This is a genomic window from Flavobacterium sp. MR2016-29 (assembly GCF_015350695.1).
GTDB lineage: Bacteria > Bacteroidota > Bacteroidia > Flavobacteriales > Flavobacteriaceae > Flavobacterium.
The window spans coordinates 13845-35040 of record NZ_JADKPU010000011.1; the positions used below are offsets into that span (position 1 = coordinate 13845).

Consider the following 21196-nt stretch of genomic DNA (forward strand, 5'->3'; position numbering starts at 1 on the left):
TCTGCGCAGATCTTCCGAATACTATTTATTTAAGTCAAGTTAAAACTGATTACTGATTACTGATTACTGATTACTGATTACTGATAACTGAGACTGAAAACTATAAACTTTACTAACCACTTTAACTAAACTATTTATGAAAACAACAGAAGACAGAATTCAGGAATTGATTAACGATTGGATTACGAACCCGAGATGGAAAGGTGTTGAACGTCCTTATACTGCTGCAGAAGTAGTTACGCTTCAAGGTTCGTATCAAATTGAGCATTCTATTGCCAAAATGGGAGCCCAAAAATTATGGAGAAAGTTAAAAAGTCAGGATTATGTTGCGGGGTTGGGAGCATTAACCGGGAATCAGGCGATTCAGGAAGTCGATGCGGGTTTAGAAGCGATTTATTTGAGCGGCTGGCAGGTTGCCGCTGATGCAAATCTGGCGGGAGAAATGTACCCAGACCAGTCGCTTTATCCCGTAAACAGCGTTCCGATGGTGGTTAAAAAGATCAATAATGCTTTACTGCGCGCTGACCAGATTCAGACTGTAAATAATATTGAAGATAAAAAAGACTATTTGGTTCCGATTGTGGCTGATGCCGAAGCAGGATTTGGAGGAAATCTTAATGCTTTCGAATTAATGAAATCGATGATTGAAGCTGGAGCTTCTGGAGTTCATTTTGAAGATCAGCTGAGTTCTGCTAAAAAGTGCGGGCACTTGGGCGGAAAAGTTTTAGTGCCAACGCAGGAAGCGATCAATAAATTAATTGCAGCACGTTTGGCTTCAGATGTTATGGGCGTTTCAACTTTAATCGTTGCCAGAACCGATGCTGATGCAGCCAATTTATTAACGAGCGATGCAGACCCAAGAGACAGAAAATTTTTAACAGGCGAAAAAACCGCTGAAGGTTTCTTCTATGTTAAAAACGGAATCGAGCAGGGAATTGCAAGAGGCTTGAGCTACGCACCTTACGCTGATTTAATTTGGATGGAAACCAGCAATCCAGATTTAGATTATGCGAGAAAGTTTGCAACGGCTATGAAAAAACAATTTCCAAATAAAATGCTGGCTTACAATTGTTCTCCGTCTTTCAATTGGGCAGCAAAATTAACGGTTGCCGAAATGGAAACGTTTAGAGAAGATTTGGCTGCAATGGGTTATAAATTCCAATTTATTACTTTGGCGGGATTTCATGCTTTGAACACCAGTATGTTTGAATTGTCAAAAGCTTATAAAGAACGAGGAATGGCAGGATATTCTGAGTTACAGGAACGTGAATTTGCTTTACAGAAAAACGGATTCCGAGCGGTAAAACACCAAGCGTTTGTGGGAACGTCTTATTTTGATGCGGTTCAAAATACCGTAATGATAGGAAAATCAACCATAACAGCGATGAAACATTCTACAGAGGTTGAGCAATTTTAATTCAAAAGAAAAACCAGTTCAACATTGAACTGGTTTTTTATTTTTCACTATTAAGATATTAAGGGAGTTAAGTGTTGGTGTTATGAAGAAGATTAAGCCTTTCTCTTAATGAAACTTAATGTCTTAATGGTGAAATTATTTTTTATTTCTTCAAAAGCCTCGCTTTCATTTTACTGAAAAATTCTGGCGTCACTCCAATAAAAGACGCAATTTGTTTTTGAGGAACTTTGTGAATTAAGGTTCCGTATTTTTTACTGAATTTTTCGAAACGTTCTTCCGCAGGTAAACTTAAATTGTCCATTAATCTTTGCTGATTCGCAACTAATGAATTTTCAATTAAAATTCTAAAAAAGCGTTCCAGTTTTGGAATCTCCAAATACAATTGTTCCTGATTTTCTTTAGATAAAGAAACCACTTCTGCGTCTTCTAAAACTTCAATAAAAAGCTGTCCAGGTTTTTGCGAAAAAAAACTGTACATGTCGCTCATCCACCAGCCTTCGCAGGCAAATGATAAAACATGCTCAACGATATTATCATTAATATTAAAACTTCTTAAAATTCCGGAGTTAACGAAATAAGAGTGTCTGCAAACTTCTCCCGCACTTAATAAAATAGTTTTGGTTTTGTATGTGTTAGTTTCGAGTTTAGATAAAAAAAGCGCCTGCTCTTCAGGGGTTAGCGAAACGTGTTTGGCTATATTTTCAAGAATTAACTCCATTATTTTTGTTTTATCAAAGTGAATGAAGTAGCCTTAAAACGATTGTTTTCTATTTTTCCAGTAACCGAAGCTTTGCGGATTGCATTGCAAAAACCATCTTTTGCATGTGCGTCGCCATGTTCATCAATTGTTGTTCCGTCAACGAAATAAGGTTTTCCGTCAATGCGAACCGCTAAATCACAGCCATTTCCTTTCATTCCAAATTGGCATTCGCCACAAGCGGTTTCTACAATTTGCGGTTTTTCGACTGTTTTTTTATCCTGAGCTTGGGTTGCGATTCCGATAAATAGGAATACTATAAATAGTGCTTTTTTCATTTTTAAGAATTTACGGTTATTAATTTGGAGGTTTCTTTGGCACGTTCTATCACTTCTTCAATTGGAGTAATTAATGAATCGTGACTTAAAACAACTCCCATTCTTCGATAGGGTCTTGAAGTTGGTTTTCCAAAAATCCTGAAATCAGTTTTTGGTAAAGCGGCGACTTTTTCGATTCCGGTAAAAGTTGGATTTGTTGAATCTTCTGATGCTAAAATCACCGCACTTGCTCCCGCTTTTTCTAAAGTAATCTCGAAAATTGGAAGACTTAAAATTGCACGTAAATGCAATTCAAATTCGTTAAAATTCTGCGTTCCGGCCAAAGTTACCATTCCCGTATCATGCGGACGCGGAGAAAGTTCAGAGAAATAAACACCTTCATTAGTCAGGAAAAATTCAACTCCAAAAAGTCCCGCACCGCCAAGCGCTTCGGTAATTTTTTCGGCCATATCCTGTGCTTCGTACAAATCAGCTTCAGAAACTTGTGCCGGTTGCCAGCTTTCCTGATAATCGCCGCGTTCTTGTCGGTGTCCAATTGGTGCGCAAAATAAAGTTGGATTTCCATTTTGAGTAATCGTCAAAAGTGTAATTTCTGAATGGAAATCTACAAAAGCTTCAACAATTACTTCAATAACATCGCCACGCGAACCTGCAACAGCATATTGCCATGCTTTCTCGATATCGCTTTCTGTTTTTATAGTCGATTGTCCTTTTCCTGATGAAGACATCAAAGGTTTTACCACACACGGAATTCCAACTTCCTGAACTGCTTTTTGTAATTCTACTGCAGATGTTGCGTATTGATATTTGGCTGTTTTTAAACCTAATTCTTTTGCAGCTAAATCACGGATTGCTTTACGGTTCATGGTAAAGTTTGCCGCTTTCGCTGAAGGAACAACAGTAATTCCCTGTTTTTCGTAATCGTAAAAACGTTCTGTGCGAATGGCTTCTATTTCTGGAACTATAAAATCGGGTTTATGTTTGGCTACGATTCGGTCTAAAGCTTCGCCGTCAAGCATATTGATGACTTCAAAACCGTGTGCAACTTGCATCGCCGGAGCATTTTCGTAACTGTCAACAGCTATTATGGTTTGTCCGATTCGTTGTGCGGCAATGACAAATTCTTTGCCTAATTCGCCTGAACCTAGGAGTAGTATTTTCATTTTGGAGTGTTGTATTGTTTGAGTAGTAAAAGTACAGAAAAATGCTTTTAACCGCAAAGTTCGCAAAGAATTACGCGAAGAACGCAAAGTTTTTGTTTTTAAGTGAAAGAAAGATTGCAAAAAGTTTCTCGCAGATTTTGCAGATTCGGCAGATTTTATTTTAGGGTTAATTTTTCCATCACCTAACCACACAGTTTGTCATTTCGAGGAACGAGAAATCGCACTAGAAACTCGACAAAAATTGGTGCTTTACTTTACGGAATCTCGTGTGCGATTTCTCCTTGCGTCGAAATGACAAGATTGGCGTAAATAGCAACATAAAAAAAAGATTCGCAAAGATTAAATATAAAATCTTTGCGAACCTTTGCGTAATCCTCTGCGCTCTTTGCGGTAAAAACCGTTGCGGTTAAATAATATTAATGAAAATGATCTTCTTCAATTTCAAATTCAGCATCTTTTTCCCAGATTTCCATTTCACAAGGTTTGCAGTTGAATTTTAGTTTGTATTCTAACTCACCTTGCTTTAATACCAATGGTTCTTTTACTTTAACGCCCACGATATCTTTTTGATGTATCGGACATTTTTTTAATTCGTATTTGATGCAATATTTGGTTGTCATTACACGAGATTTTCCTGGATCCCATTGTAATTCAAATGCTTTTTCAATTTCGGTAACACCGTGACGTTCATAGAATTTACGAGCGGTTTTGTTTGAAACATTGTACATGAAATCTAATTTGGTTTCAGGATACGGATGTGACGTTTTTACCAATTGGTGTTCTTCACGTTTGTAGTTCGCTAAACGAATTTCGGTTAACTGATCGTAAACGGTTCTTCGCATTTCGTTGATTTTTGAAATAGGAAGGAACCAGTTTTGAGAAAACATAATATTGATTTCATCAGCAGTGTAAGGCGTAAAACCTGTTTTGGCCAATTGTGTCTTGATATTTTCTTCAATTGATTCGCCTGTTTTGGTCTGCTCTTTTACGTGTTCTAAATTTACGACGCTCACATTTCCGTCTTCATCGGTTGCGATTAACTCGAAGCCAGTTTCTGTTTCTGTAAGTAATAAAGTGGTACTTAATTTACGAACGGCACTGTCTTCTCTTTCTACAATTTTGATAAAAGCGGCGTCATTATTTCTATAGATGAAAGTTCCGTCTTTTACTTCTTTTAAAACGTTTGGATATATTTTACCGTTTTCGGCTTTGTTTACATAGATTCCGTCGGCTTCATTGTTTTCGTTGATAAAACAAAGTCCGTCACCATTGTTGAGTAATTCGCCGTTTTCGATTTCGTATGCATTTCCAACAGTTCTGATCAATTTACCAATATACTGCCCTTTTGATTTTGGACTTTCCCAAGAACCAATCGAGCTGTGTCTGTCGTTTACGAAATAATCAGTATACCCACGGTTGAAAGTTCTGCTTAGAGAAGAATCAAAAGTATAGGTACAAGTTCCAGAAGAAGCTTTCATGTATTTTTCGCTTCCTGCTCCTTCTAAATAACTGTCTAGTTTTTGACGTAAATAAGAAACGTTATTTTTAACATAAACAACATCTTTTAATCGTCCTTCAATTTTAAAAGAAACAATTCCGGCTTCAATCAAATTCGGAATTTGTTCTGAAATATCTAAATCTTTTATCGAAAGTAAGTGACTGTTTCTGATTAAAGTTTCTCCGTTTCCGTCGATTAAGTTATACGGTAAACGACAGTTTTGCGCGCAAGAACCACGGTTGGCGCTGCGTTCTCCATTAGCCACACTCATATAGCAATTTCCGCTAAAAGAAACACATAAAGCTCCGGTTACGAAAAATTCTAACTCAACATCAGCTTCGTCGTAAATTGTTTTAATTTGATGAAGGTTTAATTCACGCGCTAAAACCACACGTTTGATTCCGGCATCTTTAAGGAATTTAATTTTATCGGCATCCCGATTATTGGCTTGTGTGCTGGCGTGAAGTACGATAGGAGGTAAGTCCATTTCCATAATCGCCATATCCTGAATAATCAGGGCATCAACACCAATATCATATAATTCCCAAATCATTGAGCGACACGTTTCCAGTTCGTTATCGTACAAAATGGTATTCATTACCACAAAAACCTGAGCATTAAATAAATGCGCATATTGTACTAAAGCGGCAACATCTTCAATAGAATTGTTGGCGTTAGAACGCGCACCAAACTGCGGTGCACCAATATAAACTGCATCGGCGCCACTGTTTATGGCGGCCATTCCTCCAATTAAATCTTTAGCAGGAGCTAATATTTCAATTTTCTTCTTCATTTTTAGAACTTTAGGCTTTTGTGGTATTCACGGAAAAAAGTTTGCAAAGTTCTTATAAATATTTCGAGTTTGCTAATGATGAAGGGATTTTTTTGAAATAGTTAACTAATATGGAATTGTTGTATTTAAAAAAAGATTTTCTTTTCTAATATTTAAAAAAATTAACCTATAGGAAAAGAATACCCTACTGCTACAGCGCCACAAAACTGATCGACAGAGGATTGATAGTAATAAGTGAAGGCTGCTTCAATATTGTGTTTAGGCCCTAAAGCTAGTCCAAAACTTAAAGGGACATGCGTTACTATGCCGCTTTTTTTGATATTGGTAGATGGAGTATAAGTTTCAAATGAACCGATGGAAGCTCCAAAACCTGTTTCAATGAACGGTGCAATCCAAGGAATTGGTGCACAAATACGAGCTTTTCCTCCCAATAAAAATGCTTTTGTTGATATTTTATAATCGGGTTGATCTGTATTAGTATTTTTAGCAGGAGATGTGAAAATAACTCCAGCATAAGGTCGTAATCCAAACCATTTGGTTATTCCCCATACATATTCGCCCTGTGCATAAAAGCCACTTCCATCTAATTCAACGTTATCTTCTTCATAATCAGAGGCCGTAATTCCTAAACCAGCTGTGATATTAATAAACTTGCCTTTTCTTGGTTGAGCGTTTGTGGAGTTAGAAAAAAAGAATGTGGAGATAAGAACTAAAATGAGATTGCGTAAAGTTGATGTCATAAATTTATTTTTGGTTCGGAAACGAAAATAATATTTATTTTTCAGATTTTATAAAATAAAAAAACTACCCAGTTTAAAACCAGGTAGTTTCGCTTCTCAAAAAAATAGTGTCAAATATTATGACAATTTTTTCGCTTTGATTTTAGTCAAAGTATTTTCGATACTGTTTAATTGTTTTGAAACAATAGCTACTTGACTAGCTTCAAGTTCGTTTTTTTCTAAAGCCATTTTGTATTTTTCAATAGCAGCTTCTTCTCCAGTAATACAAGCATTAATGATTGCTTCTGTATCTCCTCCGGTAAATGACGATTTAATATCAATCCAAGTACGGTGTAAAGCTCCTAATGGACCTCCGCCTGATGTATCAGTTGATTTTCCTAATTTGTTGATTTCGTCTTGTATTTCTACAATAAATAGAGCACGCTCACGTGCATAATCTAAGAAATCAGTTTTAATAGCTGGACTGTCTACATGTTCTGCAGCATTTGTATATCCTAGTTTTCCGTCTTCAAGAATTGAAATTAATCCTTCTAATGTACTAACTGCTTCTTTTGTGGTTTCATCTGTATGTATCATGACTATAATTTTTTAATTAATTTATATTACAAAGATGAGAACTTATTAAAGCTTTTGTTTTACAGGATTATACTTGTGATTTATAATATTGTGGAATGGGAATTTTGAAACTCATCATTTAAGTTTATAGGGGTTAAGCACCTTAAGGCAGATTTTCTTTGAAAAACGGAATATCTGGTAGCTTTGGAAAGCAGTGCAAAGCCCAAAGCCAGAAGAAGGGAGCGAAGACTTGCAGCAATCCCTAAATTTTGGGACTGCTCGGAGGACACGCCCATAAAAAAAACAGCTTAAAGTATAAAAGTGATGAAACTTTTAACCTTAAGCCGTTTTAATAAACTTATAATGATATTATGCAGTCAAAGCTTCTTTGATTCTGCGCAATGCTTCTTTTAAAATATCGTTGCTTGTTGCGTAAGAGAAACGAATACAATTCGGGTTTCCGAAAGCGTCTCCAGTTACTGTTGCAACATTTGCCTCCGCTAAAAGGTACATCGAAACGTCGTTTGCATCTTTGATTTCAGTTCCTCTTAATGTTTTTCCGAAGAAAGAAGAAACGTCTGGAAAAACGTAAAATGCTCCTTCAGGAACGTTAATTTTTACTCCAGGAATTTCTTTTAATAATCCAACAACTAAATCTCTGCGTTCGTGGAAAGCCTGAACCATATGATTTAATACACTTGGGTCAGCATCAACAGCAGTAATTGTAGCACGCTGTGCTACAGAATTTGCTCCAGAAGTTACTTGCCCTTGAATTTTTGTACATGCTTTTGCAATAAATTCAGGAGCTCCAATATAACCAATTCTGTATCCTGTCATTGCAAACGCTTTTGCAACTCCGTTTACAGTAATTGTTCTTTCGAACATTCCAGGAATTGAACCAATACTGCAGAACGTTCCTGAAAAATTAATGTGCTCATAAATCTCATCAGCAACTACATATATATTTGGGTATTTTTCTAACACTTTTGCAAGAGCTGTTAACTCTTCTCTGCTGTAAACAGAACCTGAAGGATTACAAGGAGAACTGAACCACATCATTTTTGTTTTTGGTGTGATAGCAGCTTCTAATTGTTCTGGAGTAATTTTAAAATCAGTTTCTACAGACGTTGGAACCTCAACAGGAACTCCGCCAGAAAGTTTTACAATTTCGAAATAAGAAACCCAGTAAGGCGCTGGCAAGATAACCTCATCGCCATCATTTAACATTACTTGTGCAATGTTGTATAAAGATTGTTTTGCTCCTGTAGAAACAACAATTTGAGTTGGTTTGTAATCTAAATCATTATCTCTTTTGAATTTTCTGCAAATTGCTTCTCTCAACTCTAAATAACCTTCTACTGGAGAATATGTGCTGTAATTTTCATCCACTGCTTTTTTAACAGCTTCTTTAATAAAATCTGGTGTATTAAAATCTGGTTCACCTAAACTTAAGCTGATAATGTCTTTTCCTTGTGCTTTTAATTCACGAGCTAAAGCTGCCATTGCTAAAGTCTGTGATGTTGCTAAGTTGTTGATTCTGTCCGAAAGAATATGATTCATTATAAAATTTTTGAATGTCCTTAATTTCAACTTTAATTAAGGATGGTTATTATTAATAGATTTTTTTGTTTTTAAGCTAGTTCCGGTTTCATTCCAAGCTCTTTCAAATGCTTGTAATGCGCTACAACTGCACCTCTCATAGTTCTGAATTCATGATAAGGCAAGTTGCATTCTTTTGCGGTTTGTTTTACAATTTCAGCAATTTTTCCGTAGTGGACGTGGCTGATATTTGGAAAAATGTGGTGTTCAATTTGATGATTTAATCCTCCTGTAAACCAGTTGATTATCTTGTTTTTTGGAGCGAAATTAGCTGTTGTGTACAATTGGTGAATTGCCCATGTATTTTCGATTTCTCCTTCTTCATTCGGAACTGGATTAGAAGTCTCTTCTACTACGTGTGCCAATTGAAAAACAATACTCAAGATTAATCCAGCTGTATAATGCATTACAAAAAATCCAATAACAACTTTCCACCATGTTACACCTAAAATCATCGGCAAGGCCATCCAGATTAGAACGTAGATTATTTTTGTAATTACTAGAACCGTCCATAATTTTGCAGGACTTTGAGGTGCTCCGTAAGATAGTTTTCTTCTTAAATAGTTTTTCATCTGCTTAAAATCGGTTGTTAAAGCCCAATTAAAAGTCAAAAGTCCGTATAAGAAGAATGAATAGTAATGTTGAAATTTATGAAAACGGTGCCATTCTGCGTTTTGTGTAAAACGAATGATTCTTCCTGCATCAAGATCTTCATCATGACCGTGGATGTTTGTATAGGTATGATGCAATACATTATGTTGTACTTGCCAGTTATGTACATTTCCGGCTAAAACATAAATGCTTCCTCCCATAATTTTATTAATCCATGATTTAGAAGAATAAGATCCGTGGTTGCCATCGTGCATCACGTTCATTCCAATTCCGGCCATCCCAACTCCCATAAGAATGTTTAATAACAATTGTGCCCAAAAAGGCATGTCAAGAGTCAAGATTAAAAAATAAGGCGTTAGAAAAACTGCAAAAAGAATAACGGCTTTTAGGTGCAGCTTCCAGTTTCCAGTTTTCTGAATGTTGTTCTCCTTGAAGTAATTGTTTACTCGTGAGTTAAGTGTTCTGAAAAACTTCAGATTGTCTTGTTTAGCAAATGTAGGCGCAGTGTTATTCATAATTAATTTAAATAGTTTTCAAAGGTAATTATTATAAATTTTCAATTTGCAAAATTGAGTTAAATATTTCAATCGTAAAGTAGTACTTTTGTTAAAAAATTAGAGCAATGGATGAGATATTGAAATATTTTCCAGATTTGACCGATCTTCAAATCGAACAATTTCAAAAATTAGACTTTTTATATCACGATTGGAATGAAAAAATAAATGTCATTTCACGTAAAGATATCGACGCCTTATATACAAAACATATTTTGCACTCGCTTGGAATTGCAAAAATCATGAAGTTTGAACCTGGAGCAACTGTTTTAGATGTAGGAACTGGAGGAGGATTTCCTGGAATTCCGTTAGCGATTCTTTTTCCAGAAACACGTTTCTATCTTATTGATGTTATAGCCAAAAAAATAAAAGTGGTTCAGGGCGTTGTTGATGCATTAGAATTAAAAAATGTAAAAGCTGAACAAAAACGCGCGGAATTGGTAAAAGGTGATTTTGACTTTATTGTAAGCCGTGCCGTAACCAATATGCCAGATTTTGTTTCTTGGATAAAAGATAAAATCAAGAAACAGCATAAACACACTTTAAGAAACGGAATCTTATATCTTAAAGGTGGTGATCTAGCCGAAGAATTAAAAGATTTTCCAAAAGCGACTTTATACGATTTGTCGACTGTTTTTGAAGATGAATTTTTCGAAACAAAAAAAGTCGTGCATTTGCCTTTGAAGTTTACAGTATAAGTGCTCAAATAAAATAAGAACCCGACAATGATTACTTGCTGAAGTATTCTTGTCGGGTTTTTGCATTCTAAAGGTGAATTATAATTAAGATGCTTTTCTTGTTAAGTTTAAAAATGGATTTGCTTTATGATTTAAATTGCCTATAAAATTGTTTAACGCTTCCTCAGATGCCGCTGGAGTATATTTAAATTTTGAATCAAAGAAAAATTCGCGAGACAGCAAAGGTTCAGCAGAAGAATCATAAACTCCTTCATCGCTTTCATCTAGATTATCTTGGCTGTATTTACATGGAAATTTAAGTGTTAGCTGTAGGATCATTTCGCCAAGCCAGTTATCAAAAAACTTTTTCTTTGGCGTAATATAACGTGCCAGCAAAATTAACCCTAGTAGTTCACTTTGAAGGAAATAAGATCCTTTTCTGTATTTTACATCAATCATTCGAACATTCATGAGTGCTACCCATAATGGTCCGTTTACAGATCCAGAATCTGATATGTCAAGATTTGGATCAAAAACTAAAGGATTTGTTTCGTCTATATTATGAATAGAACACCAAAGTGCCTCAATACGTTTTTGGACATCGTTTGCTGCTGTCGAATATCCTGTAAAACGCCATGATACCCATTCTAGTAATGAAGCAGTAAGACCAATACAAGCTTTATGTCCAATATTAGACAATGCACATTCAAGGTCTTCATTTCCTTCTAATGGATCCATAAATTTATCCATCTTTTTATTATTCCATTTAAAATCAATTGGATGGCCAACACTTTTTGATTTTAGAATTATTTCAGGTACGTTGTTTAAGTTTTTCATAAATCTGTCTTTTCTTTAATTGTATTTCTGAGGACAAATTTATTGAGGCACTCTTTTTTTAAATGGCACAATAAGTTTTTAAACTATTAAAATAAGATTTTATGAAGATCTATAGTATTGAAAAACAATATAGTAAGAAAATGATTACAAATTATTTTATTTGTTTGCAAAACATTTTAATAAGGATATTAATTTAAAATTTACGCTTGCAAACAAAAGAAAAGTAAAAGCCACAAATTTCATTTGAAATTTGTGGCTTTTACTTGATAAGGAAACTACGAATTAACCCAAAAACGGATATCTATAATCCTCAGGAGTTACAAAAGTTTCTTTGATAGTTCTTGGAGAAGCCCAACGCAATAAGTTCAATGCAGAACCCGCTTTATCGTTAGTTCCAGAAGCTCTAGCACCTCCAAAAGGCTGCATTCCAACAACTGCTCCAGTTGGTTTGTCATTAATATAGAAGTTACCTGCAGCATTTTGCAATTTCGTAGTTGCTACTTCAATAGCATAACGATCTTGGCTAAATACAGCTCCGGTTAAAGCATACTCAGAAGTAGTATCAACTAATTCTAAGGTCTCTTCCCATTTAGCATCTTCATAAACATATATAGTAATTACTGGTCCGAATAATTCGGTTTCCATTGTCGTATATTTTGGATTTGTAGTTACAATTACAGTTGGTTCAATAAAATATCCAACTGATTTATCGTAATTTCCGCCAACGATGATTTCAGCATCAGCATCTTTTTTAGCTTGATCAATAAAACCTGCCAATTTATCAAAAGAACCTTCGTGAATAACTGCTGTAATAAAGTTTCCGAAATCTTCAGGAGAACCCATTTTAAAAGATTTTACATCAGCAATTAATTGCTCTTTTACAGCTGGCCATAAACTTTGCGGGATATAAGCTCTTGAAGCTGCAGAACATTTTTGTCCTTGAAATTCAAATGCACCACGAGTAATTCCTGTAGCAACTTGTTTTACGTTAGCGCTTGGATGTGCAATGATAAAATCTTTACCGCCAGTTTCTCCAACAATTCTTGGGTATGTTTTGTAATTGTGAATGTTTGCACCAATTTTAGCCCATATATCTTTAAATACGTGAGTTGAACCTGTAAAGTGAATTCCAGCGAAATCACGGCTTGCTAAAACAGTATCTGTAATCATCAAAGCATCTCCAAAAACAACGTTAATAACGCCATCAGGAACTCCAGCTTCTTTGAAAACTTCGATAATAATTTTTGCAGAAAATACTTGGCTGTCACTTGGTTTCCAAACTACAACGTTACCCATCATAGCAGCACTTGCAGGAAGATTTGCAGCAATAGCAGTAAAGTTAAAAGGAGTAATTGCGTAAACAAAACCTTCTAGAGGTCTGTATTCTAGACGATTCCAAACAGTAGAATCTGATTTTGGCTGATCGTTGTAAATTTGAGTCATGAATTCTACGTTGTAACGTAAAAAGTCAATTAATTCACAAGAAGCATCAATTTCTGCCTGATGAATATTTTTAGACTGACCAATCATAGTTGCTGCGTTAATGCGTGCTCTGTAAGGACCTGCGATTAATTCAGCGGCTTTTAAGAAAATAGCAGCACGTTGTTCCCATGCCATATTTGCCCATGCAGTTCTTGATTCAAGTGCATTAGCAATTGCCTTTTCGATATGTTGTTTTTCAGCTAAATGATACGTTCCTACAATATGTTTGTGATCGTGAGGAGCTGAAATTGTTTTTGTGTTTCCAGTTTTGATTTCTTCACTACCAATGTATAATGGTACATCAATTTTAGAGTTCCACATTGAAGTGTATGCTGCCTGAACAGCTGCTTTTTCTGGTGAGTTCGGTGCGTAACCTTTTACTGGCTCGTTTACCGCTTTTGGTACATGAAAGAATCCTTTTAACATGGGATAAATTATTTTAAAATTACGATTTATTTAATTTTTTACAAAAGTACAAATGATAATTTGATTAAATCACAATACAATATTAAAAAGTTGTAATTAAATAAACTAATCGTGTGAATTTATAAAACAGCTGAATTTTTAAATAGTTAAATTTGTTAGAAATCTGCCCAAGATTTTTACAATTTCTAAATCGTAATAATATGAAAATACCACTTTTAGCATTTAACGATAAAGGCATTTATTGTCAGCAGGCAGATGTATATTTAGATCCTTGGCGTCCGGTAAAAAATGCAATTATTACCCACGGGCATGCCGACCATTCACGCTGGGGACATCAAAACTATATTACACATCATACCAATATTCCGATAATTCGACATCGCTTAGGCGAAATAAATGTTACCGGAAAAGAATGGGGAGAAACCTTTGTGATAAACAATGTAAAATTCTCGCTTCATCCTGCCGGACATATTATAGGAAGTTCTCAAATACGTGTTGAACATAAAGGTGAAGTCTGGGTTTTTACTGGAGATTATAAAACAGAAGATGACGGTATTTCAACTCCATACGAAGTTGTAAAATGCGACACTTTTATAACCGAATGTACTTTCGGATTACCCGCTTTTAACTGGACACCACAAGCTGAGGTAATTTCAGAAATCAATAATTGGTGGGCAGAAAATAAAGCCGAAGGGAAAACATCTATTCTTTTTGGATATTCTCTAGGAAAAGCACAAAGACTTTTAAAATACCTGGATACTGATATTGGAAAAATATACACACATGGAGCAATCGAAAATATGACTAATGTTTTGCGTCCGATGGTCGATTTCCCGCCCACAACTTTAGTAACGCGCGAAACTAAAAAAGAAGATTTTGCAGGAAATATTGTGCTCGCTCCGCCAAGTGCGCACGGAAGTATTTGGATCAGAAAAATGACGCCTTTTGTTACAGGCGCTGCAAGCGGTTGGATGGCTTTTCGTGGCGCAAGACGCAGACGCGCAATTGATAAAGGTTTTGTTTTAAGCGATCACTGCGATTGGTATTCTTTGCTCGACAGTATAAAAGCTACCGGCGCAGAAAAAATAATCTGTACGCACGGTTACACCGATATTTTCTCTAAATATTTAAGAGAATTAGGTTACGATGCAAGAACAGAAAAAACGCAGTATGAAGGGGAGTCGGCAGAAATGGAAAAAGATGAAAAAGAAGCTGCAATAGACCAAAATGAAACTTCGACTATTCTTGAAAATAATGAATTATAATGAAGAATTTCGCCCAACTTATAAAAACTCTCGATAGTTCGAATAAAACGAACGTAAAAGTCGATGCGCTGACGACGTATTTTAAAAATGCATCGCCAGAAGATAAAGTATGGACCATTGCGATTCTTTCGCATCGTCGTCCTCCGAGACCGGTTAATACTACTTTGCTAAGGATTTGGGCAAATGAACTGGCTAATATCCCGCTTTGGCTTTTTGAGGAAAGTTATCATATTGTGGGTGATTTGGCCGAAACTATTGCGCTAATAATTCCGACAACAAAAGAACATTCAGATAAAAGTTTAACCGAATATCTTCAGGAAATTATTGCTTTAAAAAAGAAATCAGATTCTGATAAAAAAGAATATTTACATCAAAATTGGCTTGCACTGAATTATTACGAACGCTTTGTTTTTACCAAATTAATTACCGGAAGCTTAAGAATCGGCGTAAGCCAAAAATTAATGACACGTGCCTTGTCTAAAGCTGAAGATGTTGATGAAGATGCTTTGGCTTATAAATTAATGGGAAATTGGGATCCGAACACAATCACTTTTCAAGAATTGATCTTAGATGAAAAAAGCAGTGATTATTTATCAAAACCGTATCCGTTTTACCTTGCATATCCTATTGAAGGCGAAGTTGATAATCTTGGAAATCCTGAAGACTGGTCTGTCGAGCATAAATGGGACGGAATTAGGTCACAGACGATTTTTCGTGAAAACGAAATTTATGTTTGGTCAAGAGGAGAAGAATTGGTAACGGATAAATATCCGGAATTTAAATCTTTTGTTGGAATTATTCCAGACGGAACTGTTATCGACGCAGAAATTCTAGCTTTTACAGAAGGAGAAATCGGAACTTTTAACGACTTACAGGCCAGAATCGGGCGTAAGACAATATCTGCATCTTTACTTGAAAAAGTGCCAGTTATATTAAAAGCGTATGATATTTTAGAATGGGAAGGACAAGACATTCGAAATTTACCTTATTCAGAACGACGCCTTTTATTGGAGCAATTATATGATTCGATAAAAGATAAAACGCCTAATTTTCAATTATCAGAAAGAGTTTTACTCCATTCTTGGGAAGATGTAACCAATGAAAGAATGCGTGCCCGAGAAATGAAAAGCGAAGGTTTGATGTTAAAACGGAATGACTCGCTGTATCAGGTTGGAAGAAAAAAAGGGGACTGGTGGAAATGGAAAATTGAACCTTTGGTAATTGATGCCGTTTTAACTTATGCCATGCGTGGTCACGGGCGACGGTCGAATTTATTTACAGATTATACTTTTGCGCTTTGGCAAAATAATGATAAAGGCGAACGTGAATTAGTCACATTTGCAAAAGCATACTCTGGTTTAACCGACTCCGAATTTAGAAAAGTGGATGATTTTATAAAGAAAAATACTTTAGAACGATTTGGTCCTGTTCGAAGCGTTACGCCTCAACTGGTTTTCGAAATTGGTTTTGAAGGAATTGCACTTTCAAAAAGGCATAAAAGTGGTATTGCAACCCGATTTCCAAGAATTTTGAGATGGCGGCATGACAAAAAAATTGATGAAGCGAATTCAATTGAAGATTTAAAAAGTATGATTTTGTAAAAAGGGGGCAAAGATAAAAAGCAACAGAGTTTTAAAGAAAAACTTTGTGCCTTTGTGCCTTTGTAGCTTTGAACCTTAATAAGAAGAATGAATAGAAACGATTTATACGTATTAGCCGAAAACTGGTTTCATAAGCAAGGCTGGAAAGCATTTCCTTTTCAAACCCAAACGTGGACTGCTTTTCTGCAAGGAAAAAACGGTTTATTGAACGCTCCAACCGGAAGCGGAAAAACGTATGCCTTGTGGTTTCCTATAGTTCTCGATTACATCAAAAAAAATCCCGATTATAAAACCAAACATAAACCTGGATTAAAAGCGATTTGGATAACGCCTTTGCGGGCTCTTTCGGTCGAAATAAAACAAGCGGCAGACAGAATTGTTCAAGATTTAGATACTCAAATGACCGTTGGAATTCGTTCTGGAGATACTTCGCAAAGCGAAAGAGCCAAGCAAAGCAAAAAAATGCCTGACTTGCTTATTACAACTCCTGAAAGTTTGCAACTGCTTTTAGCATCAAAAGATTTTGCGAAAACTTTTGCTAATTGTTCTGCGATTGTTGTTGACGAATGGCACGAATTATTAGGTACAAAACGAGGTGTTCAAATGGAATTGGGTTTGTCCCGATTAAAAACCGTTGCGCCAAAAATGCGCATTTGGGGAATTTCAGCAACTATTGGAAATCTCGAATTGGCACAGCAAGTTTTGTTAGGAATAAATTCTGAAGCCTATCAAAATTCGATTTTAATTAAAGCGAACATCAATAAAAAAATAAAAGTGCTCTCGATATTACCCGATAAAATGGAAAGTTATCCGTGGCGAGGTCATATGGGGTTGCACTTAATTGATGAGGTTGCCAAAATTATCCGAAAAAGTAAAACTACTTTAATATTTACAAATGTTCGTTCTGCCTGCGAAATGTGGTTTCAGGCCATTCTTGAAAAATATCCTGAGTTCGCTGGAGATATGGCAATGCATCACGGGAGTATCAGCAGGGAAACACGTTTGTGGGTTGAAAATGCTATTAGGAATGAAGAACTAAAAGTAGTAGTTTGTACTTCGAGTCTAGATTTGGGTGTCGATTTTGCTCCTGTTGAAACGATTATTCAAATTGGAGGACCTAAAGGTGTGGCACGTTTTCTGCAAAGGGCAGGGCGAAGCGGTCATCAGCCTGGAAAAGAAAGCGTTATTTATTTTCTTGCAACGCATGCAATCGAATTGATTGAAGCTTCAGCACTTAAAAAAGCAGTGGACAGAACTATCGTTGAAGACAGAATTCCGTATCTCAACAGTTGGGATGTTTTGGTGCAATATCTTAACACTTTGGCAGTTTCTGACGGATTTTTTCCAGATGAAATTTATAAAGAAGTAAAAAACACATTCTGTTATCAAAATATTACAAAAGAAAACTGGAACTGGATTCTGAATTTTATCACAAATGGAAGCCAGAGCCTGCAAGCGTATGACGAGTTTAAAAAAGTAGAAATCGAAGAAGACGGACGTTTTAAAATCAACAGCCGAATGATTGCCATGCATCACAGAATGCAAATTGGTACTATTGTTGGTGATGCAGCTCTGAATGTTAAGTTTTTAAGTGGAGGTTATATCGGATCAATTGAAGAATGGTTTGCTTCAAAACTGCAGCCTGGAGATGTTTTTACTTTTGCTGGAAAAAGATTAGAATTATATCGAGTTAAAAATATGCAGGTTTTAGTAAAGAAAGCAGATCCTAAAAAAAACTCCAGAACTGTAAGCTGGATGGGAGGGCGTATGGCTTTATCAGTGCAAATGAGTGAATTGTTGCGAGAAGAATTATATGCAGCAAATACAGATAATCTGACGCCAGAATTAAAAGCATTAAAACCTATTTTTGATCGGCAGCGAAAAGAAAGTATTGTACCGAGTGACGATGAATTTTTAATAGAAACATTTAAAACGAGAGAAGGTTTTCATGCTGTTTTTTATCCTTTTGAAGGGCGATTTGTGCATGAAGCTTTAGCAAGTATTTTATCGTATCGAATAAGTTTGTTGTCGCCAATCACTTTTTCTCTCGCTTATAACGATTACGGATTTGAGTTGCTGTCTGATCAGGAAATTGATATGCAGGCCGTTTTTGATAATAATTTGTTTTCTACAGAATATGTACATCATGATTTGCAGAAAAGTCTTAACTCAACAGAAATGGCGAGAAGAAAATTTAGAGACATTGCCGTAATTGCAGGATTGGTTTTCACCGGAATGCCAGGGAAACCAGTAAAAACAAAACATTTGCAAAGTGGATCGCAATTGCTTTTTGAAGTTTTTAGAGATTACGAACCTGATAATCTTTTGCTGCAGCAAGCCTTTATAGAAACATTCGAGCATCAGCTGGAAGAAGGACGTTTGATTCAGGCGATGGAAAGAATTAACAGGCAAACTATTGTTTGGAAACAATGTTTAAAGCCTACTCCTTTTAGTTTTCCTATTATCACAGACAGATTAAGGGAAAAATTATCAAGCGAGACATTACAGGAAAGAATCAAAAAAATGACAGCGAGTTACATGAGATAATTCAAAATTTTGATTCAATAGAAATTATTAAATATGAAGATTACAATAAACGGTCAAAATTTTATTTTGCATCAATCTGGTGCTGTATTTTGGGAAGAACAAAATATGATTTTAATTTCTGATGTGCATTTAGGAAAGGTGGCGCATTTTAGAAAACACGGAATAGGGATTCCTAAAGATGCAATTTTCGAAAATTTCATTCGCCTTGATGCTGTGCTGCAGTTGTTCAATCCAAATAAAATTATTTTTTTAGGAGATTTATTTCACAGCAAAATCAATAACGAATGGGATTTTTTTGTTGAATGGACAAAGAAGCATTCACAAAAAATAATTTTAGTTGAGGGAAATCACGATATTATTTCAAAACAATATTATGACGATTTGAATATCGAAATTTATAGTGAATTAGTAATTGATGATTTTTCGCTCACACATCATCCAATAGAAAAAGAAGGATTTTTTAATTTCTGCGGGCATCTTCATCCTGGTATAAAACTAAAAGGTTTGGGCAGGCAGTTTTTAAGTTTGTCTTGTTTTTTCAGAAAACCCAATCAATTGATTTTTCCGGCTTTTGGAGAGTTTACAGGAAATTCTTATTTGGTGCCTACTGAAAATGATAAGGCTTACGCTATTACAAAAGAAGGAATAATTGAGATTGCCATTAATTAATTGCAAAAGGAGCACACATTCTAAAAGTAGGAACAATAACTTTGAATGTTTTTGTGGTAGTAAAATTAATCATATTAAAATGACCTTTCATCGCTCCATAAGGAGATGATAGCAAACAGCCCGAGCTATAAGTATGATTTTCTCCAGGTTTTAGAACTGGTTTTTTACCGATAACACCTTCTCCGTCTACAACTTCTAAATCATTCAAAGAATCGAATATCTCCCAGTGACGAGATGTCAATTGAACTGAGTCTTTACTGTGATTTTCGATTGTAACTACGTAACTAAAGGCAAAGTGAATCTTGTAGTTCTTGAAGTAAGTACCTTCAAAACTAGTCAAAACAGATATTTTTATGCCTCGTGTTATCTGAGAAACCATACTAAAGTAGTATATATGTGTGCGTTATACTTGCAAATCTACGAAAAAAAATCATTCAACTGAAAACCTTAACAATGTTTTAATTTACTATGTTTATTGAGTTCGCGTTGCCTTTTCCTATGATTCTCTGGTATCGATCAGAACTTTCTTTATAATACACTAATATTGTATATTCATTTTCAGTTTGATAAAAATTTCCGTCAATAGCATTTTCATAATCAATCACACCTTTTTTATCTGCAATTGTATATTGAAAATTAACAAAACCTTGTTTGAGCATAACTGCTTTTTCAAAAACACCCTTATCTGAATTATAATCCATTTTATATTCTGGCGACAGACTGTAGTTGTTGAACATCCCCGTAATATAAATGTCTTTGTTTGCTCTGAAAGTTGGTGCCGAAAGAGTAAAATAAACCCAAGCATAATCAGCTTCAATTTCGTTATTAGAGCCATTAATGTTCTTTACAACAAAATTACCATTTACGTCCTGATAATTAGTATAAATTTGGTTTGCTCTTGCAGCGTTTGTATACAAATAAGCGTTGTAAATATCATTATTAGAGCCCACTCTGCCAACATTGTTATTGGCTGCGCGAATGTCTTTATTTTCAAAATATAAAAATTCATTTCCGCCCCAAAATTGAGTTTCAGTGTCATATTTATACACCATCTGATTTCCTATGGTATATTGAGGTGCAATATTTTTAATTGCAGTATTAAAATTACCATTTTGCAATAAAAGAATTTTTAGGTTTTGCAGCGGAGTCTGAAAAACGATGTCGTTTGACAATACTGCAAAATCAAGGTTTTGCTTGTAATCAATATTGCTGATGTTACGGCTTCTTTTTACCTGCGCCGAAACTGTAGAATGATTTTCATATAAAATAAATTTTCTCGAGAAAACAACTTCCTTGTCTTCATTTAGAATTTTCAGCATATAATTTCCGGAAATTCGAAGCTGGGTCGTAAACTGATTTGGAAAAGCAAGTCTATAATGCGAATATACCTGAAGCGTATTAAATGAATTCGAATAATCGGTAATTCTTTGATTGTCAAAACCTCGTAAATAATCTGTTTTAGGAATATCAGTAGGTTTCCAGTTGTAATCACAATGCACAACTTCAAAATAATAGTTGGCTTCATTGCCAAATAAATCATCAAATTGAAATTCAAATGTATCACCTAATTCAAATATCGGAACTACATTATTACCGTTCTGAATAAATGAAACTGTTTTAATATTATATGGTGGAATTACTTCAGTTTGGATTTCTTGGGCTTTCGCCGAAGTAAAAATAAAAAGCAGAATAAAGATTCTATATAAAAATTTTGGCATCTTATTAG

The 21196-nt window shown here is 35.3% G+C and carries 18 protein-coding genes; 6 read left to right on the top strand and 12 right to left on the bottom strand.

Going from position 1 to position 21196, the window contains the following annotated elements; all coding sequences use genetic code 11:
• Nucleotides 1–136: 136 nt before the first annotated feature.
• A complete protein-coding gene (aceA, locus tag IR010_RS18610; protein WP_194605895.1) occupies nucleotides 137–1417 on the top strand; it encodes an isocitrate lyase in 1281 nt (426 codons plus the stop codon).
• Nucleotides 1418–1559: 142 nt separating this feature from the next.
• On the opposite strand, the gene IR010_RS18615 is transcribed toward aceA, so the two are convergent.
• The 8 genes from IR010_RS18615 to IR010_RS18650 all read right to left on the bottom strand — a co-directional run bounded on the left by IR010_RS18615 (nucleotide 1560) and on the right by IR010_RS18650 (nucleotide 9927).
• On the bottom strand, nucleotides 1560–2135 hold the full coding sequence (locus tag IR010_RS18615) for a Crp/Fnr family transcriptional regulator (RefSeq protein ID WP_194570525.1): 576 nt from the start codon (nucleotides 2133–2135) through the stop codon (nucleotides 1560–1562).
• Nucleotides 2135–2452, bottom strand: coding sequence for a DUF6370 family protein (locus IR010_RS18620; RefSeq protein ID WP_194570524.1), 318 nt, complete (start codon nucleotides 2450–2452; stop codon nucleotides 2135–2137). The genes IR010_RS18615 and IR010_RS18620 overlap by 1 nt, the downstream gene beginning before the upstream one ends.
• A 2-nt stretch (nucleotides 2453–2454) precedes the next feature.
• Nucleotides 2455–3615: a formate-dependent phosphoribosylglycinamide formyltransferase gene (purT, locus tag IR010_RS18625; RefSeq protein WP_194605896.1), complete on the bottom strand. Its 1161-nt coding sequence runs from the start codon at nucleotides 3613–3615 to the stop codon at nucleotides 2455–2457.
• Nucleotides 3616–4031: 416 nt separating this feature from the next.
• Entirely contained in the window at nucleotides 4032–5906 is a 1875-nt protein-coding gene (locus IR010_RS18630) for a peptidase U32 family protein (RefSeq protein ID WP_194605898.1), read from the bottom strand.
• Nucleotides 5907–6067: 161 nt separating this feature from the next.
• Complete coding sequence (locus IR010_RS18635; protein WP_194605900.1) at nucleotides 6068–6646, bottom strand: hypothetical protein; 579 nt, start codon at nucleotides 6644–6646, stop codon at nucleotides 6068–6070.
• 117 nt (nucleotides 6647–6763) lie between these two features.
• Complete coding sequence (locus IR010_RS18640; RefSeq protein WP_029273239.1) at nucleotides 6764–7222, bottom strand: ferritin-like domain-containing protein; 459 nt, start codon at nucleotides 7220–7222, stop codon at nucleotides 6764–6766.
• Between the two features lie 348 nt (nucleotides 7223–7570).
• Nucleotides 7571–8761 carry a pyridoxal phosphate-dependent aminotransferase gene (locus IR010_RS18645; RefSeq protein ID WP_029273240.1) on the bottom strand — a complete coding sequence of 397 codons (1191 nt, stop codon included), beginning with the start codon at nucleotides 8759–8761 and terminating at the stop codon, nucleotides 7571–7573.
• A gap of 71 nt (nucleotides 8762–8832) precedes the next feature.
• Nucleotides 8833–9927 (bottom strand): fatty acid desaturase family protein, encoded by a 1095-nt coding sequence (locus IR010_RS18650; protein ID WP_194570519.1) that lies wholly within the window; start codon nucleotides 9925–9927, stop codon nucleotides 8833–8835.
• Between the two features lie 107 nt (nucleotides 9928–10034).
• Here IR010_RS18650 and rsmG point away from each other — a divergent pair, with 107 nt between their 5' ends.
• Nucleotides 10035–10664: a 16S rRNA (guanine(527)-N(7))-methyltransferase RsmG gene (rsmG, locus tag IR010_RS18655; protein WP_194570518.1), complete on the top strand. Its 630-nt coding sequence runs from the start codon at nucleotides 10035–10037 to the stop codon at nucleotides 10662–10664.
• Nucleotides 10665–10748: 84 nt separating this feature from the next.
• Here the strand turns inward: rsmG and IR010_RS18660 are convergent, their stop codons facing one another.
• Nucleotides 10749–11480, bottom strand: coding sequence for a hypothetical protein (locus tag IR010_RS18660; protein WP_194605902.1), 732 nt, complete (start codon nucleotides 11478–11480; stop codon nucleotides 10749–10751).
• A gap of 282 nt (nucleotides 11481–11762) precedes the next feature.
• Nucleotides 11763–13388 carry an L-glutamate gamma-semialdehyde dehydrogenase gene (gene pruA / locus IR010_RS18665; protein ID WP_029273244.1) on the bottom strand — a complete coding sequence of 542 codons (1626 nt, stop codon included), beginning with the start codon at nucleotides 13386–13388 and terminating at the stop codon, nucleotides 11763–11765.
• 200 nt (nucleotides 13389–13588) lie between these two features.
• Between pruA and IR010_RS18670 the strand changes: the two genes are divergently transcribed.
• The 4 genes from IR010_RS18670 to pdeM all read left to right on the top strand — a co-directional run bounded on the left by IR010_RS18670 (nucleotide 13589) and on the right by pdeM (nucleotide 19470).
• Nucleotides 13589–14653 carry a ligase-associated DNA damage response exonuclease gene (locus IR010_RS18670; RefSeq protein ID WP_194570516.1) on the top strand — a complete coding sequence of 355 codons (1065 nt, stop codon included), beginning with the start codon at nucleotides 13589–13591 and terminating at the stop codon, nucleotides 14651–14653.
• Nucleotides 14653–16254, top strand: coding sequence for an ATP-dependent DNA ligase (locus IR010_RS18675; RefSeq protein WP_029273246.1), 1602 nt, complete (start codon nucleotides 14653–14655; stop codon nucleotides 16252–16254). Before IR010_RS18670 ends, IR010_RS18675 begins: the two co-directional genes overlap by 1 nt.
• An 87-nt stretch (nucleotides 16255–16341) precedes the next feature.
• Nucleotides 16342–18801, top strand: coding sequence for a ligase-associated DNA damage response DEXH box helicase (locus tag IR010_RS18680; RefSeq protein ID WP_194570515.1), 2460 nt, complete (start codon nucleotides 16342–16344; stop codon nucleotides 18799–18801).
• Between the two features lie 33 nt (nucleotides 18802–18834).
• Complete coding sequence (gene pdeM, locus IR010_RS18685) at nucleotides 18835–19470, top strand: ligase-associated DNA damage response endonuclease PdeM (RefSeq protein ID WP_194570514.1); 636 nt, start codon at nucleotides 18835–18837, stop codon at nucleotides 19468–19470.
• On the opposite strand, the gene apaG is transcribed toward pdeM, so the two are convergent.
• Both apaG and IR010_RS18695 read right to left on the bottom strand, forming a co-directional pair.
• Nucleotides 19463–19849, bottom strand: a complete 387-nt coding sequence (gene apaG / locus IR010_RS18690; protein WP_029273249.1) for a Co2+/Mg2+ efflux protein ApaG — start codon at nucleotides 19847–19849, stop codon at nucleotides 19463–19465. The two genes, pdeM and apaG, sit on opposite strands and share 8 nt — an antisense overlap.
• A gap of 79 nt (nucleotides 19850–19928) precedes the next feature.
• A complete protein-coding gene (locus tag IR010_RS18695; RefSeq protein ID WP_194570513.1) occupies nucleotides 19929–21188 on the bottom strand; it encodes a DUF5103 domain-containing protein in 1260 nt (419 codons plus the stop codon).
• Between the last annotated feature and the right edge of the window lie 8 nt (nucleotides 21189–21196).

Bases quoted from the DNA above. Each gene is read 5' to 3' on its own strand.
- IR010_RS18645 (WP_029273240.1), bottom strand. From the start codon at position 8,761: ATGAATCATATTCTTTCGGACAGAATCAACAACTTAGCAACATCACAG.
- IR010_RS18670 (WP_194570516.1), top strand. From the start codon at position 13,589: ATGAAAATACCACTTTTAGCATTTAACGATAAAGGCATTTATTGTCAG.
- IR010_RS18620 (WP_194570524.1), bottom strand. From the start codon at position 2,452: ATGAAAAAAGCACTATTTATAGTATTCCTATTTATCGGAATCGCAACC.
- apaG (WP_029273249.1), bottom strand. From the start codon at position 19,849: ATGGTTTCTCAGATAACACGAGGCATAAAAATATCTGTTTTGACTAGT.
- pruA (WP_029273244.1), bottom strand. From the start codon at position 13,388: ATGTTAAAAGGATTCTTTCATGTACCAAAAGCGGTAAACGAGCCAGTA.
- IR010_RS18675 (WP_029273246.1), top strand. From the start codon at position 14,653: ATGAAGAATTTCGCCCAACTTATAAAAACTCTCGATAGTTCGAATAAA.
- pdeM (WP_194570514.1), top strand. From the start codon at position 18,835: ATGAAGATTACAATAAACGGTCAAAATTTTATTTTGCATCAATCTGGT.
- IR010_RS18650 (WP_194570519.1), bottom strand. From the start codon at position 9,927: ATGAATAACACTGCGCCTACATTTGCTAAACAAGACAATCTGAAGTTT.
- IR010_RS18680 (WP_194570515.1), top strand. From the start codon at position 16,342: ATGAATAGAAACGATTTATACGTATTAGCCGAAAACTGGTTTCATAAG.
- IR010_RS18640 (WP_029273239.1), bottom strand. From the start codon at position 7,222: ATGATACATACAGATGAAACCACAAAAGAAGCAGTTAGTACATTAGAA.
- aceA (WP_194605895.1), top strand. From the start codon at position 137: ATGAAAACAACAGAAGACAGAATTCAGGAATTGATTAACGATTGGATT.
- IR010_RS18695 (WP_194570513.1), bottom strand. From the start codon at position 21,188: ATGCCAAAATTTTTATATAGAATCTTTATTCTGCTTTTTATTTTTACT.
- IR010_RS18615 (WP_194570525.1), bottom strand. From the start codon at position 2,135: ATGGAGTTAATTCTTGAAAATATAGCCAAACACGTTTCGCTAACCCCT.
- IR010_RS18630 (WP_194605898.1), bottom strand. From the start codon at position 5,906: ATGAAGAAGAAAATTGAAATATTAGCTCCTGCTAAAGATTTAATTGGA.
- IR010_RS18635 (WP_194605900.1), bottom strand. From the start codon at position 6,646: ATGACATCAACTTTACGCAATCTCATTTTAGTTCTTATCTCCACATTC.
- rsmG (WP_194570518.1), top strand. From the start codon at position 10,035: ATGGATGAGATATTGAAATATTTTCCAGATTTGACCGATCTTCAAATC.
- IR010_RS18660 (WP_194605902.1), bottom strand. From the start codon at position 11,480: ATGAAAAACTTAAACAACGTACCTGAAATAATTCTAAAATCAAAAAGT.
- purT (WP_194605896.1), bottom strand. From the start codon at position 3,615: ATGAAAATACTACTCCTAGGTTCAGGCGAATTAGGCAAAGAATTTGTC.